This is a genomic window from Oleiphilus sp. HI0117 (genome assembly GCF_001635235.1).
On record NZ_LWGA01000864.1, the window covers coordinates 1 to 15,953 of the forward strand.

General features: G+C 44.8%; 17 protein-coding genes, 1 pseudogene and 1 riboswitch. All 18 genes and pseudogenes read left to right on the forward strand.

The window, feature by feature from the left end:
• A pseudogene (locus A3757_RS26875) lies at nucleotides 1–186 on the forward strand (IS3 family transposase); the annotation flags it as partial.
• A gap of 350 nt (nucleotides 187–536) precedes the next feature.
• Nucleotides 537–890 (forward strand): hypothetical protein, encoded by a 354-nt coding sequence (locus tag A3757_RS14950; protein ID WP_068739860.1) that lies wholly within the window; start codon nucleotides 537–539, stop codon nucleotides 888–890.
• 109 nt (nucleotides 891–999) lie between these two features.
• The gene (locus A3757_RS14955) at nucleotides 1,000–1,317 is read left to right on the forward strand and encodes a hypothetical protein (protein ID WP_068510553.1); all 318 of its coding nucleotides are present in this window, start codon (nucleotides 1,000–1,002) and stop codon (nucleotides 1,315–1,317) included.
• A 60-nt stretch (nucleotides 1,318–1,377) separates the two neighbouring features.
• Nucleotides 1,378–2,525, forward strand: a protein-coding gene (locus A3757_RS14965; protein WP_156491780.1) for an IS3 family transposase whose coding sequence is annotated in 2 segments (ribosomal slippage) — nucleotides 1,378–1,621 and nucleotides 1,621–2,525 — 1,149 coding nt in all. Because the reading frame shifts where the segments join, the coding sequence is not laid out codon by codon here.
• A gap of 356 nt (nucleotides 2,526–2,881) precedes the next feature.
• On the forward strand, nucleotides 2,882–3,151 hold the full coding sequence (locus A3757_RS14970; protein WP_068552752.1) for a type II toxin-antitoxin system HigB family toxin: 270 nt from the start codon (nucleotides 2,882–2,884) through the stop codon (nucleotides 3,149–3,151).
• A 41-nt stretch (nucleotides 3,152–3,192) separates the two neighbouring features.
• Nucleotides 3,193–3,609, forward strand: a complete 417-nt coding sequence (locus tag A3757_RS14975; protein ID WP_068510548.1) for a type II toxin-antitoxin system HigA family antitoxin — start codon at nucleotides 3,193–3,195, stop codon at nucleotides 3,607–3,609.
• 98 nt (nucleotides 3,610–3,707) lie between these two features.
• The gene (locus A3757_RS14980) at nucleotides 3,708–4,931 is read left to right on the forward strand and encodes a tyrosine-type recombinase/integrase (protein ID WP_068510546.1); all 1,224 of its coding nucleotides are present in this window, start codon (nucleotides 3,708–3,710) and stop codon (nucleotides 4,929–4,931) included.
• Between the two features lie 907 nt (nucleotides 4,932–5,838).
• Nucleotides 5,839–6,087: riboswitch (cobalamin riboswitch) on the forward strand.
• 99 nt (nucleotides 6,088–6,186) lie between these two features.
• Nucleotides 6,187–7,011 (forward strand): DUF4198 domain-containing protein, encoded by an 825-nt coding sequence (locus tag A3757_RS14985; RefSeq protein WP_231872158.1) that lies wholly within the window; start codon nucleotides 6,187–6,189, stop codon nucleotides 7,009–7,011.
• Nucleotides 7,012–7,022: 11 nt separating this feature from the next.
• A complete protein-coding gene (gene cbiM, locus A3757_RS14990) occupies nucleotides 7,023–7,643 on the forward strand; it encodes a cobalt transporter CbiM (protein ID WP_068510544.1) in 621 nt (206 codons plus the stop codon).
• Nucleotides 7,633–8,214 carry a hypothetical protein gene (locus A3757_RS14995; RefSeq protein WP_082865028.1) on the forward strand — a complete coding sequence of 194 codons (582 nt, stop codon included), beginning with the start codon at nucleotides 7,633–7,635 and terminating at the stop codon, nucleotides 8,212–8,214. Before cbiM ends, A3757_RS14995 begins: the two co-directional genes overlap by 11 nt.
• 1 nt (nucleotide 8,215) lies before the next feature.
• Nucleotides 8,216–9,010, forward strand: coding sequence for a cobalt ECF transporter T component CbiQ (gene cbiQ / locus A3757_RS15000; protein ID WP_068509169.1), 795 nt, complete (start codon nucleotides 8,216–8,218; stop codon nucleotides 9,008–9,010).
• A gap of 7 nt (nucleotides 9,011–9,017) precedes the next feature.
• Entirely contained in the window at nucleotides 9,018–9,698 is a 681-nt protein-coding gene (locus tag A3757_RS15005; protein ID WP_068509167.1) for an energy-coupling factor ABC transporter ATP-binding protein, read from the forward strand.
• Nucleotides 9,698–11,569: an AAA family ATPase gene (locus tag A3757_RS15010; RefSeq protein WP_231878292.1), complete on the forward strand. Its 1,872-nt coding sequence runs from the start codon at nucleotides 9,698–9,700 to the stop codon at nucleotides 11,567–11,569. Before A3757_RS15005 ends, A3757_RS15010 begins: the two co-directional genes overlap by 1 nt.
• Nucleotides 11,566–12,153 (forward strand): cob(I)yrinic acid a,c-diamide adenosyltransferase, encoded by a 588-nt coding sequence (gene cobO / locus A3757_RS15015; RefSeq protein ID WP_068509165.1) that lies wholly within the window; start codon nucleotides 11,566–11,568, stop codon nucleotides 12,151–12,153. The genes A3757_RS15010 and cobO overlap by 4 nt, the downstream gene beginning before the upstream one ends.
• Entirely contained in the window at nucleotides 12,153–13,562 is a 1,410-nt protein-coding gene (locus A3757_RS15020) for a cobyrinate a,c-diamide synthase (protein WP_068739863.1), read from the forward strand. Before cobO ends, A3757_RS15020 begins: the two co-directional genes overlap by 1 nt.
• A 5-nt stretch (nucleotides 13,563–13,567) precedes the next feature.
• The gene (locus A3757_RS15025; protein ID WP_068553736.1) at nucleotides 13,568–14,701 is read left to right on the forward strand and encodes a cobalt-precorrin-5B (C(1))-methyltransferase; all 1,134 of its coding nucleotides are present in this window, start codon (nucleotides 13,568–13,570) and stop codon (nucleotides 14,699–14,701) included.
• Nucleotides 14,698–15,525, forward strand: coding sequence for a precorrin-6A reductase (gene cobK, locus A3757_RS15030; RefSeq protein ID WP_068511645.1), 828 nt, complete (start codon nucleotides 14,698–14,700; stop codon nucleotides 15,523–15,525). The genes A3757_RS15025 and cobK overlap by 4 nt, the downstream gene beginning before the upstream one ends.
• 9 nt (nucleotides 15,526–15,534) lie before the next feature.
• Nucleotides 15,535–15,953 (forward strand): precorrin-8X methylmutase (locus A3757_RS15035; protein WP_068739865.1); only part of this gene is annotated, 419 nt, incomplete at its 3' end.

Consider the following 15,953-nt stretch of genomic DNA (forward strand, 5'->3'; position numbering starts at 1 on the left):
CGAATTAACTTTGTTACCCCAGAGCAAAGGCACTTAGGTCTGGATGAAGAAATATTATCGAAGAGGGATGAGCTTTATCGCAAGATGAAAAGAAAGAACCAAATAAGGTGGTCAAAAGCTACGCGGAACTGGGAGAAAGTGGGTGACGTTAAGTTGAACCCGGAGAAGGAAAAACAAGCAGCTTAAATGCTCAGGCGACAACTACCTTGAAAAACGCCGATACTGCTGGCTTGTTTTTTACTTGGGTAAAGCCTGAAATCTCGCTATGGTTTCTGGGTAATATAGCTTAAATTGAGAGCCCTTGTTTTGTTTGCAGCAGGTGGCAGAAAGTTATTAAACAATAATCGTATTAATGCATTTAAGGTGGATGTGGTTTCGATCGAGTTCAGTGGGAACGTAAACTTTAAAGGCATTACCACATAACCATAACCACCACCGGACTCATTAATATTCGCACCTTTTGCGCAAAGAAAAGCGCAAAAGTCGCCAACATCAATTCGCCAGTGTGGTAGGCGTTATACGTATGGAGATGTTCGTTGAAAATTGAGTGGGAAGTCGAGGAAAACGATGATTTATTTCCCTCAATTAAGTTGTTTTATTGTTTGTTCAAGCCAAAAGGGTATAAAACTAAAGTTAAACACTATCTGAAATTTGGGCAAGAAAATCTGAGTTATCACAAACAAGATTCTATAATTTGGCATATTTCATACAAAAGATTAGCTCGTTTAGAAACACCCAAAGCTTATGCTCCTGTGTCTTTATTCAATAATTCATTTTCGGTGTTTATTCATACAAACGACAATGACCAGTATGCTTTTGAATGTACATTAACTGAAAAAGAATTGAAAAAGGTAAAAATAGAAATTGAACAAAGAACTAAAAACGTATAACCAGTTTATCAAACCTCGTTCCGCCCACACAAACACGTGGGCTCCACTGGACGCGCAAAGAGACGCGCGCCGTTTATAAAAGCGTTATACGTAAAAGGTAATCTGAATTTTGCTGAACAAGGAAGTAAATAATAGATTGGCGGCCGTAATCATTATTGTGTCTGGTATCGCAGTATTCGCATACGCAGCTTTTCAAATTGATTGGGCTAATATTGAGCCATCTTTCAAAAGCATTTTCTTCCCAGTATTGTTCTTTTTTATAGTTGTTTTATTTGCTTTTAAAGTTGCTAGTAACAAAGATATTGATGTCACTAGTAAAGAGACAGATTCGAAAATAAGCGAAGCCATCGATAGTTTTAATCACAAAACAAGGCATATTCAAAACTTGGTAATAGGTTCAATCGTATTATGCTTATTAGCAATCTGAATCGACCAGCCTTCTTTAGACGCTTAATTGCTTTATAATTATGTGTATTAAGGAGAAAGTATGTCTCAGCGATTTACCGAAGAATTTAAGATCCAAGCAGTTAAGCAAGTTACCGAACATGGCCATTCAGTTTCTAGCGTTTCTGTACGGCTTGGTATAACTGCCAGTTCGCTCTACAACTGGATGAAAGTGCATGGTCCAGATAGTGATGAACACAAAAAACAACTCGACCACGAAAACAAAATTAAGCAGCTAGAAAAAGAGCTTAAGCGTGTCACGATGGAACGCGACATCCTAAAGGAAGCAACCGTATTTTTCGCGGGCGAGTCAAAGAAAAATACGCGTTCGTAAAAAAAAGGCTCAACAATTACCCTGCCAAATTGATGTGTGAGACGCTTTCTATTCAGCGGAGTGGCTTTTATGCTTGGCTGAATCAGCCCAAGTCAAAGCGCCAGATTGAAGATGAACGACTGACAGGGCTTATCAAGCATTCTTGGTTGGAAAGTGGTTGTGTTTACGGCTACCGGAAAGTAACGAGCGATCTGCGTGACTTAGGTGAAACCTGCTGCAAACATCGCGTTGCACGATTGATGAAGCAGGAAGGAATCAGGGCTCAAGTAGGTTACAGAAGGCATAGAGGCCACTATGGCGGCAAACCCGCAATCGTCGCAAGCAACGTATTAGATCGCCAGTTTTCTGTAGCCATGCCAAACCAAACTTGGGTGACTGATATTACTTATATCAGAACTCACGAAGGTTGGCTCTATCTTGCTGTGGTACTGGACTTATATTCTCGTGCCGTAGTTGGTTGGTCTATGAGCTCAAGAATGGAATCCGAGCTTGTTACTCAAGCTCTTCTTGCAGCAGTGTGGCGAAGAAAGCCGCGGAACCAGGTGTTAATACACTCTGATCAAGGCAGTCAGTTTACGGGTTACGAATGGAATGACTTTCTAAGCGCTCACAACCTTAAAGCGAGTATGAGTCGGCGAGGAAATTGCCATGATAACGCAGTAGCGGAGAGCTTCTTTCAGCTTCTCAAGCGTGAGAGAGTAAAGAGGAAAATCTACTCAACAAGAGAGCACGCACGAGCAGATATTTTTGATTACATTGAAATGTTTTATAACTCTAGACGTAAGTATGGGGAAGCTAATAATATGCCTCCACTGGCTTATGAAAAGTTAGAAGAATTCAAACAGAAAAGTGTTTAGTTAAAGCTGGTCGATTCAATCCTTGTGTTGATGACACAAGGATATCGAATAAAGAATGATCAGCCAACTTAGCAAAGTGTTATGTCGGCTTTCGGGTCTTTTGTAATATAAGAAAAGCCAGGCAAATAGGCATGGAAAGCGATGCTCGCGTTATGTCGGTTTTCCTCTTTTAGGTAATGTAAGATATCGAGAAAAATTTTCTTGGATCCTATGAACGGTTTACCCGCAAGGCCAATGTTCTAGTTTTCCAAAAGAGTAGGGCGCAGACACAAAATATTAATGGCCCCGGTTCACATATTGCGAACAAGAGCCATATGCCTTACACTGTTCACATATTGCGAACTAATGGAAGTTTTATGCATGTTATTGCCAGAGGTATATTCGTTGAAGCTATCAAGAAATACCCAAACGATGCCAATGCGATAGAAGATTTTTATCGACTACTTAAGAGTGGGAAGTTTAAAGATCATCACGTACTAAAAAAGGCAGTGCCGTCGCTAGATAACTTTAAGTACAAAGATAAATGGTGGGTAGTTGATTTAGGCGGTAATAACCTAAGACTTATCGCATTCATTGAGTTCCGCCATCAACGTGTTTACGTAAAATACATTGTCGACCATAAATAGTATGATCGGCTCACAAACCGTTATAGAAGAAAGGAGCTGAAATGAACATACAACACATTACACAGCTTGCGCATGAATTACAGAGTGAGATGCCATTTATCGCTGGTATACATTCACAGGAAGATCATCAAGAGGCACTTTTGCTTATGGATGAACTTATTGAGGACTATGATGCAAACTTGCTTCTTATTGATGTCTTGTGGGCAAAAATTCATGCGTATGAAGAAGAAGCCCCTGAGTTTCATGATTTTAACACTAGTATCGAGTCTAAAGATGCAGGCGCATCCATGTTGCGATTGCTGATGGATCAGCATAACTTAACTATGTCAGATTTTAAAAATGAGATTGGCCCGAAAAGTTCAGTATCTATGATATGTAGCGAGAAGAGGTCACTTACTAAAGAGCATATTGAAAAACTTTCAAGACGTTTCGAAATCAGTCCGTCGTTATTTTTCTGACCAGGCTGTACAGTTAATCTTTAAAGTGTCCAATAAGATCTATTATTGGACATAGTGTATGAGTTAATCTAGTCTTTACTCATAAAGCGTTAAGTCCTATGGCAACTCCAAGATCAATCCCTTTATTCCCAGCATACAACGAGCTTAAAGACTTTGACTGGCGTGATTACCCACAGCTAGATCAGTTTTTCAACGACAACCCTAAGTGGTGCCGTGAACACTGGGATTGGGCGCGAGAGTATTTGATTTTCCTTGGCAGAAACAAATCTGAGCATACTTACATTAGATTCCGTTCTGACATAGAAAAATTTTTGCTGTGGAGTTTTTTGGTGGCAGAAAAGCCTGCTGTCGATTTTAGAAAGAATGACTTACTTGATTATTCAGAGTTCTTCTTTAAGCCACCGCAAACTTGGATAGGTCTAGCCAATGTGGATAAATTTGTACCGTCTGCTGGTCTGTACGAATTTAATAAAAGCTGGAGGCCTTTTAGATATATAGCCGAAGGTAGTGATGCTGATAAAAAGAAATACAGGCCTTCACAGCAATCTATACTTGCCATGTTTTCTGCTATAAGCGGTTTCTACACACACTTAATGGAGAGCGAAATAGCATTAGGAAATCCGGCAGGTCTTGCAAAAAAAGACTGTAAGCGATTAGTTAAGGATGCACAGGTAAAAGAAACAAAGCGGCTAGACCAGGCACAATGGGATTTACTACTAATTACGGCTGAAAAAATGGCTGACGAAGACTCACTCTTTGAGCGGAATATTTTTTTATTGGCTGCAATGAAAACAATGTTTTTGAGAATTTCTGAATTAGCTGAGCGTGACGACTGGATACCTGTTATGAGCCACTTTTGGCAAGACGATAAGAAAAACTGGTGGCTCAAGATATACGGTAAAGGAAAGAAAATTCGCGACATTTCTGTCCCAGATAGCTTCCTGCCTTATTTAGAACGTTATCGGCTATGGCGTGGCTTGCCTGCATTGCCTGGTAGACAGGACAAGCAACCAATTGTGGAGAAAATTCGTGGGGCTGGAGGTATGAGTGGTAGACAACTAGCGCGTCTTGTCCATCAGGTGCTCGATAAAACCTACGAGACTATGAGGTCTCGATCAGGAGAGAAAGCAGCGCAAATTTTCAAAGATGTTTCACCTCACTGGCTGCGTCATACAGGCGCAAGCATGGAGATTGAACGAGGCCGCGCCCTTAAGGATGTTTCGGAAGACCTGGGGCATTCAAGTATGGCTACCACTGACACGGTCTATGTTCAAACAAGCGCCAAAAAACGCGCTGAGAGCGGAAAATCTCGAGAAGTTTGATTTTGGAACCAAAATTCTGAAGCCTAAAGCTTAATAAAACCAATCGGTTAGTCTGTATTTGCCGGTCATTTCACCCGAAAACAAGTTGCACGTTCAACTAAATTACTAAACTCCATGAATCAAGATTCAATCACTTAGATGAATACCTCCAACTAAAGTACTAAACTTTTATCGAAACTACCTTCAGTTTGATTTGTTTCACTTAAATTCAACTAAAATACTAATTTGGGCGACATTAATTCATCCTCGTTTTGTTAGTCGTTATAAAGTCAATTTAATTACTAAGAATCACAAGAGGGAAAGGATATTATCTTCGTTGACATAGCCAATCTTTATTATTCTTAAATGCCTACATCACCTTTTATTGGAAAACCAGTCCTTTAGATTTGGTTGACATTGTTTGTAAATGACTTTTATATATCGGGCAAGGGGTTGACTGAATTTTGTGAATCTTAAGTATTCATCCGTTGTGTTTAATAGACTATTTAGACAAAAGTCAGGGTAGGGAATTTCTTTTCCTTTCTTCAAAAAGCAGCGTTTCGTATAGTAATCGTCTGCGCCTGCAATGATGAGGAAGCAGAAATTTTCAAACTAGCACTTTGTCCCTAAGTAAGACGTTCAGAGGACATTTTTCAAATGAGGATAAAACAGCCGACTTCAGCTCTGACTGAATGCAGGCTTTGAGCACAAAGCTCTACCTTTTGTCTGCTCCGGAAATGTTACAAAGCACACCTCTAAAGCGAATTAGTGAGTAGTTTGTATCAGTTTGAGGTATTGGCACTTATGTCAAACCTGACTGAAAAGCACTAAATTTTAAGGAGTCCCGAAACTAGACATCTTCACTTCAAGACAAGGTTTTCAATTGACAGACCAATTCTTAATGAGTACAGTTCGCGCTTGATCTTAGGTCATGTTTAACGACATGAGTGAAAAACATCGTTCTTTGAACTGTTTTTCAATTTGGGAAGTCGGTGAGTTTAACTATGAACCCGACACTGCCCCCCGCAACGGTAAATTGGTTATATCGCTTCGTATACCACTGCAGGTGAATTAAAAGGTTTTGCTCCTTTTAAAACTTGTGGGAAGGTGAAGTGATTAGGTGCGTTTAGCGCCTAGCTGATGAGTCCGGATACCAACCTGATGATCTGTTATACAGGTGTTGCGGAGGGCTTCATCAGGTAATAATGTCTTCCGATCCTATTACTTTTTCCCTTCTCGACTCCGGCTGATACTTATTTCTAGGCGGAGCAAGTTATTGAAAATTCATAGTAAGTCATTACTCTTATTAACCAAATGGGTTGTTGCAATTAGCTTATGGCTAACGATTGCATCGACTGCGAATGCACATTTTCAAATGATCTATACCCCTGACCTATTAAGAAGCAAAGGCGGCATAGTGGAATTGAGAATGCCCTTTACCCACCCAGCAGCCAATGGTTATGTGATGGCTGTTGATAAGCCGCTTGCGTTCTATCACATCAAAAAAGGCAAGAAGAAAGATCTGAGCACAAAGCTGGTAGAAAGTAACTGGGCCAGTGCCGAGAATACGGGCATTTCTTACGAGTCTTCAGTTAAGCTGAAAGGCTTAGGCGATAATATCTTTGTCTTCGAAATGGCGCCATATTTGGAGAAAAGCGAAGATGTTTTTATCCAACAGTTCGCAAAAACCATTATCAATGTAGGCAGCCTGCCAAGCGATTGGGAAAGTGACTTAAACTTGCCAGCTGAAATCGTGCCCCTTACGAAACCCTACGCGATCTATGAGGGCGGAAGCTTCACTGGCATTGTGCGAAGTCACGGAAAGCCCGTACCTTTTGCGGAAATCGAAGTTGAATACATCAACTATTTACCTGAAATGTCAAAGAATGCGTTCTCTAGTGATCCCACGATTCAAGTTCCTGCAGAAGCATTTATTACGATGACAATTTATGCCGATGCTAGCGGAACATTCACGTTTGCGATACCGAAGGCGGGTCAATGGGGTTTTGCTGCGCTGGGCGTAGGGCCACAAAAGAAATTTAAAGGTAAAGAGCTGTCTCAAGACGCTGTCATTTGGGTGCAAGCCCATGAACTTAAGTAGAGGGTGCCAACGTGCATATAGTTGATGGTGCGCTTGCGGCGCCGGTTCTAGCAGCTGGTGTTGTACTTAGTGTAGTGGGGGTGGCGATCGGGTTAAAGAAGCTCGATTACGACCACTTACCTCAAGTCGGCGTACTATCGGCTGCGTTTTTCGTTGCCTCATATATCCATCTCCCACTTGGTTTTTCTAGTGTTCATCTTATTTTAAACGGCTTGATTGGCCTGGCACTTGGCTGGGCGGCTTTTCCCGCGTTGCTTGTTGCCTTGCTGTTGCAAGCTGTTTTCTTTGGCTTTGGCGGCTTCGTTGTCCTCGGTGTCAATACATTTAATATCGCACTACCGGCTGTGCTGATGTACTACGTATGTCATAGAGGGATCTCTGCTCCGAACACAAATTTAGCTGCGATATGGGGCGCGATTGGTGGCGCCGGTGCGATTCTACTAACTACATTGTTAGTTGCGGGCTCCCTGGCATTATCTGGAGAGGCGTTTGTGCTCGCGGCTCAAGCGACCGTATTGGCGCATATACCGATTATGATCCTAGAAGGTTTTGTTACCGGCGCGGCTGTCTTGCTGATTCGACAAGTTAAACCTGAGCTCCTGCGTATATCGGAGGATTGGGATGATACGTAATCTTTGTTTGCTCTTCCTTGTTTTCGTCAGTTCGCAGAGTGTCGCGCATAACGTACTGGGCGGCGTTTATACCATTGGTGTTGATGTTGAGGGCGAAATAGGTTTTTCCAATGGAGAGATGGCACCACTAGGCTCTAAGGTAATGGTTCGTGATCTCCAGGGTCAAGAAATTGTTTTGGTCGAAACGGATGAGGAGGGCTTCTTTACATTCGAAGCGACGAAGCGGATTGATCATCATATTTACGCGAACCTAGGGGCAGGCCACGTGTTTGAAACAGTTTTAAACGCTGAAGACTTATCGGATACCTTAGGCGAGATTATGGCAGTGGAATCTGCCGACGCTCTGGAAACAAACCTTCGAGGACAGATGTTGGTGGGTAATGACTTACAAGCATTGATCGAAAAGGCTGTCGCAAAACAAATTAAGCCCTTGCGCAAAGAGTTGAATGCCTACAAAGAGAAAGCATCATTTCGGGATGCTTTGGGTGGCATTGGTTACATCTTTGGCTTATGCGGTATCGGTATTTGGCTAACGCAGCGAAATCAATCTACAAAGAATAAGGCGAGTTAAGGTGCCACAGAATCTCGAACACAGCGGCACTTCGTGGAAAGGGCAGAGGCTGAAGCATGAAGATTCGGTGATCGACTCGTTCGATCCTCGAGTCCGAATTATTTGGGTGGCTGTTTTTTCCTGCATTGTTGTGTTGTCGAAAGAACTCAATGTTGTGCTCGTCGAATTGGGTATCGCGTGTGCTCTTGTTTTCTTGGCGAAGTTAAATCTCAAGCGCACGTTTAGACGCGTCCTGGCGATGGATATGTTCATGATATTTCTGATTGTTATGCTGCCATTTACGACGCCTGTCTCTGGGGAAGATGATGTGCTTTTCGAAATATCGGAGTTGACGGCGAGTAAGAATGGATTGGTCCACGCGGTATTGATTGCCGTTAAAGCGAATACCGTTGTTCTGTCTTTACTTGCTGTTGTGGGCACCATGAATGCGACAACGTTCGGGCATGCTTTAGCACGGTTACGTATACCCGATAAGCTCGTTCATTTGCTTCTGTTTACGGTACGTTATCTCGACGTGATTGGTCAGGAATACAAACGCATGAAACGTGCGATGCAGGCGCGGGCATTTGTACTGCGAATGGATACGCACACATGGCGCTCAATTGGCTATTTAGTGGGAATGCTTTTAATCCATGCACTTGAACGTTCAGAGCGAATCATGGAGGCAATGAAGTGTCGTGGTTACAACGGCCGCTTCTATTTGTTGGATGATGATAAGTTAGTCGCACGCGATTACTGCTTGATCATCGTTTGCGTTCCGTTCTTGATTTCTCTAATTCTTATCAACCTGCTTTGAGGCTTTTATGGAAGCGCTAATTGAAACACGAGGCTTAAGCTACCGCTACCCACGAAGAGGGGAAGTATTATCTCATGTCGATTTCTCTCTCTACTCGGGTGATCGGGTTGCGCTCACGGGGCCGAATGGAGCGGGCAAAACGACGTTTCTACATTTACTGGTAGGGCTAAAAAAAGCAAAGTCGGGTGATGTATTTGCTTTTGGCAAGTTTAGAAAGCAAGAGTCTGAATTTGTTGAAGTACGCGCGAAGGCGGGCTTTCTATTTCAAGACCCCGATGATCAACTATTTTGCCCCACTGTATTAGAGGACGTGGCATTTGGCCCGCTAAATCTAGGAAAAACCAGAGAGCGGGCCTTCGAAAAGGCCAAGCAAACACTTAGGTCGCTTGGCATGGCAGGATTTGAGAAGCGAGTTGCGCATCAGCTTTCGGGGGGCGAAAAACGCTTGGTCGCATTGGCATCGGTACTGGCCATGGAGCCAGAAGTGTTGTTGTTAGATGAACCGACAAACGCGCTCGACAACGAAGCTAGACAACGCTTGCTCGACGTCTTGATGTCCTTGCCGCAAGCAATGCTTGTTATCTCACATGATGAAGAGTTTGTTTCTAAAATCGCGACGCGACATATTCGTTTAGAGTCTGCGCGAATGATTGAAATAGAAGCTTGGTCGGAAACTGAGATTGCTTAATGGCTTTTACTTCCGCCCAAGAAAACTTGAGAGACTCTTTTATGAACTATGCGCATAATTCAGATAGATTAGACATGCCTTTTAGTGCAGTGGTCGGCCAAGACTCATTCAAGCTTGCGCTTATTCTCGTGGCTATCAATCCGTCCATCGGCGGTGTCGTTATCACTGGCCCAAGAGGGTCAGCAAAATCCACCCTTGCTAGGGCTTTGGCTAGTCTATTGCCTTACGACGATGCGCGCTTAGGCAGTGACTCACCATCCTTTGTTACTTTGCCTTTAGGGACGAGTGAAGAGATGTTGGTCGGTACACTGAACTTGGAAAAAGTGCTGAGTGACAAGTCCTTAGATTTCCAACCTGGCTTACTAAGTAAAGCCAACGGCGGCGTTCTATACGTCGATGAAGTTAATCTATTGCCTGACAATCTTGTAGATCTGCTTTTGGATGTCGCCGCAAGTGGTGTCAATTACATAGAGCGCGATGGCATCAGCCATCAACACAAGGCGGAGTTTCTATTAATCGGCACGATGAATCCTGATGAAGGAGAATTGCGCCCCCAGTTACACGACCGTTTCGGTTTGGCAGTCGATTTAGCTAACCGCTACTCGGTAGAAGAGCGTGTTGCCATCGTTAAAACGCGCGAAGCATTTGATGCCGATCCAGAAGCATTTACTCTTGCCTATGAAGAAAAGCAAGAAGCACTGATCGCTAAGGTAGTTTCAGCAAGAAAGCGTTTAGAGGGTGTGGCATGCTCTGACTCCATTCGAATTGAAATTGCACAACGTTGTGAAGATGCGTTGGTAGATGGACTAAGAGCAGATATCGTTTGGTATCGAACAGCTCGCGCGCACGCCGCTTGGCAAGGTCGAAAAGAGGTCATCTTGGATGATCTTGATGCGGTTTCAGAGCTGGTTTTGCACCACCGCCGTAGGCACGACGCGCCACCACCAGCTCAAGGTGATTCCGGAAGCGGTAATCCTAACTCCGGCAACGATTCTCCAGAAACCGGATTTAAGCGACCCGATGATTCACATAGACAACCAAACCAGAATGACGCAAAGGGCGATGCCGATACCGGCGAACAAAATAGTACCGACAGTGATTGGGGGAGTATGGACCCAAAATGCATGAACGGTATTGTATCACCGGAGAATGCCATCCCCACAAAATCAAACGCGCGTGCGATAAGCCAACCCTCTGCATTGTTAGACTCGATGTTTGCCAATCAAAAAGGGCGCTCTACCATAGGCCGGCAAACATCGAACAAAGACGGGCGACTTCCTGATTGGTTCGGCACACTGCTAAGTAGTTTTGGCGAGTGGCCGCCTAATAAGCTCAAGATGCGGAAACAAAAATTGGGTCAGTCAGTCTTACATGTTGTTTTGTTTGATACCTCGGGCTCTACTTTACAAGGTGACGTTTTTGCACGTGCAAAAGGTGTTGTTGCTGCGATCGCCAATGAGGCTTACTTAAACAGAGAGCAACTTGCGGTGTTTGGTTTTGGTAACAATCAAGTACTGTCGCTCATGGCGAAAGTGAGAGCGCCCAAACAGATCGAGAACTGGTTGCAGGGGCTCCGAGCGGGCGGTGGAACACCAATCATAGAAGGCGTTAATGAAGCGGCTCGGTATTGCGAAGCGATGAGTCAGAAATTTCCAGGGCTAAACATACGGACGTATATAGTGTCTGATGGTCGGAGCCGAGAAACGCTCAGCCAAATTAGGCTACCCGGTGACTGTGTATGGGTGGATACTGAGCAAGCGACAATACCCCGTGGTCGTGGAAGAGAGTTTGCGCGCAATTTGGGCGCAATCTATATCTCCTTAAAGGATGATCTTTTAAGTAACTCAACAGGAAAAGGTAGCTTGGCATGAAGTCGCATCAAGAGCGCATGGCGCACAAAAAGGCCATTATCGATAAAAAGATTGCCAAGGCAACTGAAGAGCGTGGCGTTCTGATTTTGTTGAAAGGAAATGGCAAAGGCAAAAGTAGCTCCGCCTTTGGCACGATGGCCAGAGCCGTAGGGCATGGTCAGAAAGCCGCGGTCGTTCAGTTTATTAAGGGCCGAAAAGAAACCGGTGAATTCAAACTATTCCGCGACCATGAACGTATCGATTGGCATGTAATGGGGCATGGCTTCACCTGGGAAACCCAAGACAAAGACCAAGATATAGCTGCCGCTCAGAACGCGTGGGAGCTCGCTAAATCGCTGCTAACCGACCCCCAGTACGATATTCTGATTTTTGACGAAATGAGCTACATGTTTAAATACAAATACCTTGAATTGGAACCGGTTCTAGAAGCTCTAAAAAATAGACCTAAACATCAGCATGTCATGATTACGGGGCGAAAGATGCCCGAAGCCTTGGAAGACATCGCCGATACGATCAGCCATATTCAGGATGAGCGTCATGCCTTTCGTCTTGGTGTAAAAGCGCAAGCCGGGATCGAGTTCTAATGAGTGTTCAATCGCCTTCTAAACTCCCTACGGCTTCATGCCCAGCTATGTTCATTGTCGCGCCAAGCTCTGGTGAAGGAAAGACAACAGTAACGGCTGCGATTGCGCGGTCGTATCGAAACAAAGGCAAAAACGTACGGGTATTTAAGACCGGCCCTGATTACCTAGACCCTCAAATTCTGGCGCAAGCTTCTGGTAAGGATGTTGAGCCGCTAGACATGTGGATGGCAGGTGAAGCTTATTGCCAGCAAAAACTGTATGAGGCGGCCGAGGTTTCAGATCTCATTATTATCGAAGGCGCAATGGGCATGTTTGATGGCGAGCCATCAAGTGCTGATCTAGCTGCGCGTTTCAATATACCGGTGGTTATCGTGTTGAACGTGAAAGGCATGGCACAAACGGCGGGTGCCATCGCTACGGGTTTAGCGCGCTATCGTTCAGACATTCATGTGGCTGGCATTATCGCGAACCATTGCAGTACAGAGCGGCACGAAGAGTTGATAAGAGATGCGCTTCCTTCAGATATCCCTTTATTGGCAACGCTAGCGAGAGACGAAGAAGTTACCTTACCAGAACGGCACCTTGGTTTGGTGCAAGCAGATGAAGTGCGTGAAGAGCTTGAAGTACGTTTTGAAAAAGGCGTCTCGTGGATTGGTGAGCAGGCGATTACTCAGTTGCCTGAGCCGGTCGATTTCAAATCCACTTCATTAGCGCGTCCAAGTCGTTTGCTTGAAGGAAAACACATTGCGATTGCTAAGGATGCAGCATTTAGTTTTATTTATGACGCCAATTTGCGGTTGTTAGAGACATTGGGTGCAAGTTACGAATTCTTTTCTCCCATGTCTGATCAACAAGTGCCCGTGGCAGATGCACTTTGGTTGCCTGGTGGATATCCGGAGCTCTATGCGCAAAAACTGAGTCAAAACCGTAGCATGTGCGAGTCCGTTCAAGTATTCCATCGTGCTAATAAACCGGTACTGGCTGAGTGCGGTGGTTTTTTATATTGCCTAGAATCGCTGACTGATCTTGAAGACGCGCGCTATTCTATGGCGGGATTAATGGCGGGCGATGGGGCCATGCGCGGAAAGCGCGGTTGCCAGGGGATGCAGACCGCCGCTTTGCCTGAAGGTGATGTAAGAGCGCATGCGCATCATCGTTCTCGAAGTGCAAATACGCCAGAACCTATTGGCTACGGTAAAAGACAAAGGCATTCGGCGCCGGGTGAAGCAATCTATCGCGAGGGTAGTTTGACGGCTACGTATCTACACTTATTTTTCCCTTCTAATGCAGAAGCCATCGCAGCGTTGTTTTTGGGCGTGACGACATTTTCGGCTACAACAGAAGCTGTTAACCGCACTGAAAATGCGCTTAGTTACAATATGCTCAGCAATAATGAGCAGGCTAGGTAAGCACTATGTGGCCAGAGAGCAGTGAACAAGCAAAACCTTTGCGCAGCGGCTTAACAACCGGCTCTTGCGCGACGGCGTGCTGTGTTGCTGCTGCCCAAGCCTTATTGGCGAACAAACATCCCGATGAGGTTGAGATCACTTTGCCGAAAGGTAAAGTCGTCTCTTTGAAAATCGAAGGGTACGAGTCACTTGAACCTGAAAAGAGTGTACGCACCGCTACCATTAAAGATGCAGGAGATGACCCTGACGCGACTCATGGGGCGCTGGTATTTGTAGAGCTGTACTTAGAGGAAAAACAAGGCGTGCAATTTATCTCAGCGCAAGGCGTGGGAACGGTTACACGAGAAGGTTTGGTGCTTAAGGTCGGCGAACCTGCGATCAATCCCGTACCGCGAGAAATGATGCAGTCACATTTATTGAATGCGGCCAAGGTATACCAATATTCTGGTGGTTTTAAGGTTGCTGTCGGCGTTGAAAACGGTGAAGAAATCGCACTTAAAACCATGAACCCGAGGCTCGGTATTATGGGTGGTTTATCTATTTTGGGAACCACCGGAATAGTTAGGCCGTATTCTTGCGCCGCCTATATTGCATCTATCCATCAAGGTGTAGATGTAGCGGCTGCAAATGGTATCACGCACATTGCGGCTACCACAGGCAGCACCAGCGAAGAAGCGATTAAGACGCGATATGAACTCAACGATATGGGGTTGATTGAAATGGGTGATTTTGTGGGTGCGCTGCTAAAGCACTTGCGAAAAGTACCCACCTCAACATCGCCCATCAAAAAAGTCTCTATTTGTGGTGGGTTCGGAAAAATAAGCAAGCTGGCAAATGGCCACATGGATTTAAATAGCCGTTCTTCGTCCATTGATTTTGAGCAGCTTGCTCGAATCGCGAAAGCGCAGAAGGCAGACCAAAGCGTGCTCGATAAAATCCAAGAAGCGAATACAAGTATGCAGGTATTTCAGATTTGTCGCGATGCCGGGATACTGATTGGCGATGAATTATGTAAAGCAGCACTTAACGAAGCGCGTCGCGTATTGAGAACACTGCCTGATAATACAGTCACCTTGGAGGTGTATTCTGTTGATCGACAAGGCCAATTTATTGGTTTTGCCTCTGAGGAAAGCCCATGAAGATACTCTTGCTGGGCGGAACGGCAGATGCGCGAGTTTTTACGAAGCGCGCCTATGAAAAGGGTTTGTTTAATACTAACGATCATTCGCTTATTTATAGCGTGGCAGGCTTGGTTCGACAACCCGACGTACCCTGCGAAGTCATTTCCGGAGGCTTTACACAGTTCGGTGGTTTAAAGGCATATATTAGATCGGAAGGCATCGGTGCTGTGTTGGATATGACGCATCCATACGCAGCAAAAATGAGTTCAACGGCGATAGATGTATGTAACAGCTTGGCCTTGCCTTATTGGCGATTTTCTCGAGAACCTTGGGTCGCGCAAAAGGGCGATAACTGGATCTCGGTCTCTTCATGGGCTGATGCGGTCACTGAATGTGCCAAATTTAAGAGAATCTTGCTGACTGTCGGGCAGCTGTCTCAAGACGACATGACGCGACTCAGTGATGTTCTAGCGACTCAGGATGAAAGCAAATTAATCTACCGAACCGCCGCGCCATCAAGAGCGTCATTGTCAGGCAGCGTGGAATGGATCAAAGCGATAGGTCCTTTTGATCTTGAGTCAGAGAGAGCCTTATTACAGGTAAATCGAATTGACTGTTTAGTGACTAAAAATAGTGGTGGCGATGCCACGCAAGCGAAATTGGTAGCCGCACGAGAGTTCGGGGTTCAGGTGGTGATGTTGACGCGCCCAAACATATCGCCAGTCAAGCATTTGTTCAGTGACCTTGATGACTGCCTACATCACGTCGAAAGTTCGCTGTCTGATTCTCTCACCCTTGAGGATCAAGATACTGAGCAAAACAATAGCGAAAAAAACGTATAGGAAACCGAGATGCCATTTGATTACGAATTGGACCCGAAAGCGATTGAGCGACAAAGCTTTGAGCTGATTCGCCAGCTAAGCAACTTGAGTTGTTTCGATAAAGAACAACAACAGGTCGTGATGCGTGTCGTACATAGCTTAGGTATGCCCGAGCTGACGGATAAGATTCTGTTTAGCGCAGGTGCTTGCGAAAAAGGCAGAGCGTCCTTGGGTCAGAATAAGCCAATTTTGTGCGATGTGGAGATGGTCAAGCAAGGCGTTACTAAGCGCATGATTGAACGAGAGCCCCTGTGTTTTTTGAACGATAACGACACCATTCAACAGGCTAAACAACTAGGCGAAACAAGGTCGATGGCTGCCTTAAGTTCTTGGACACCCTTCTTGAAAGACAGCGTTGTATTGATAGGGAATGCTCCAACGGCCTTGTT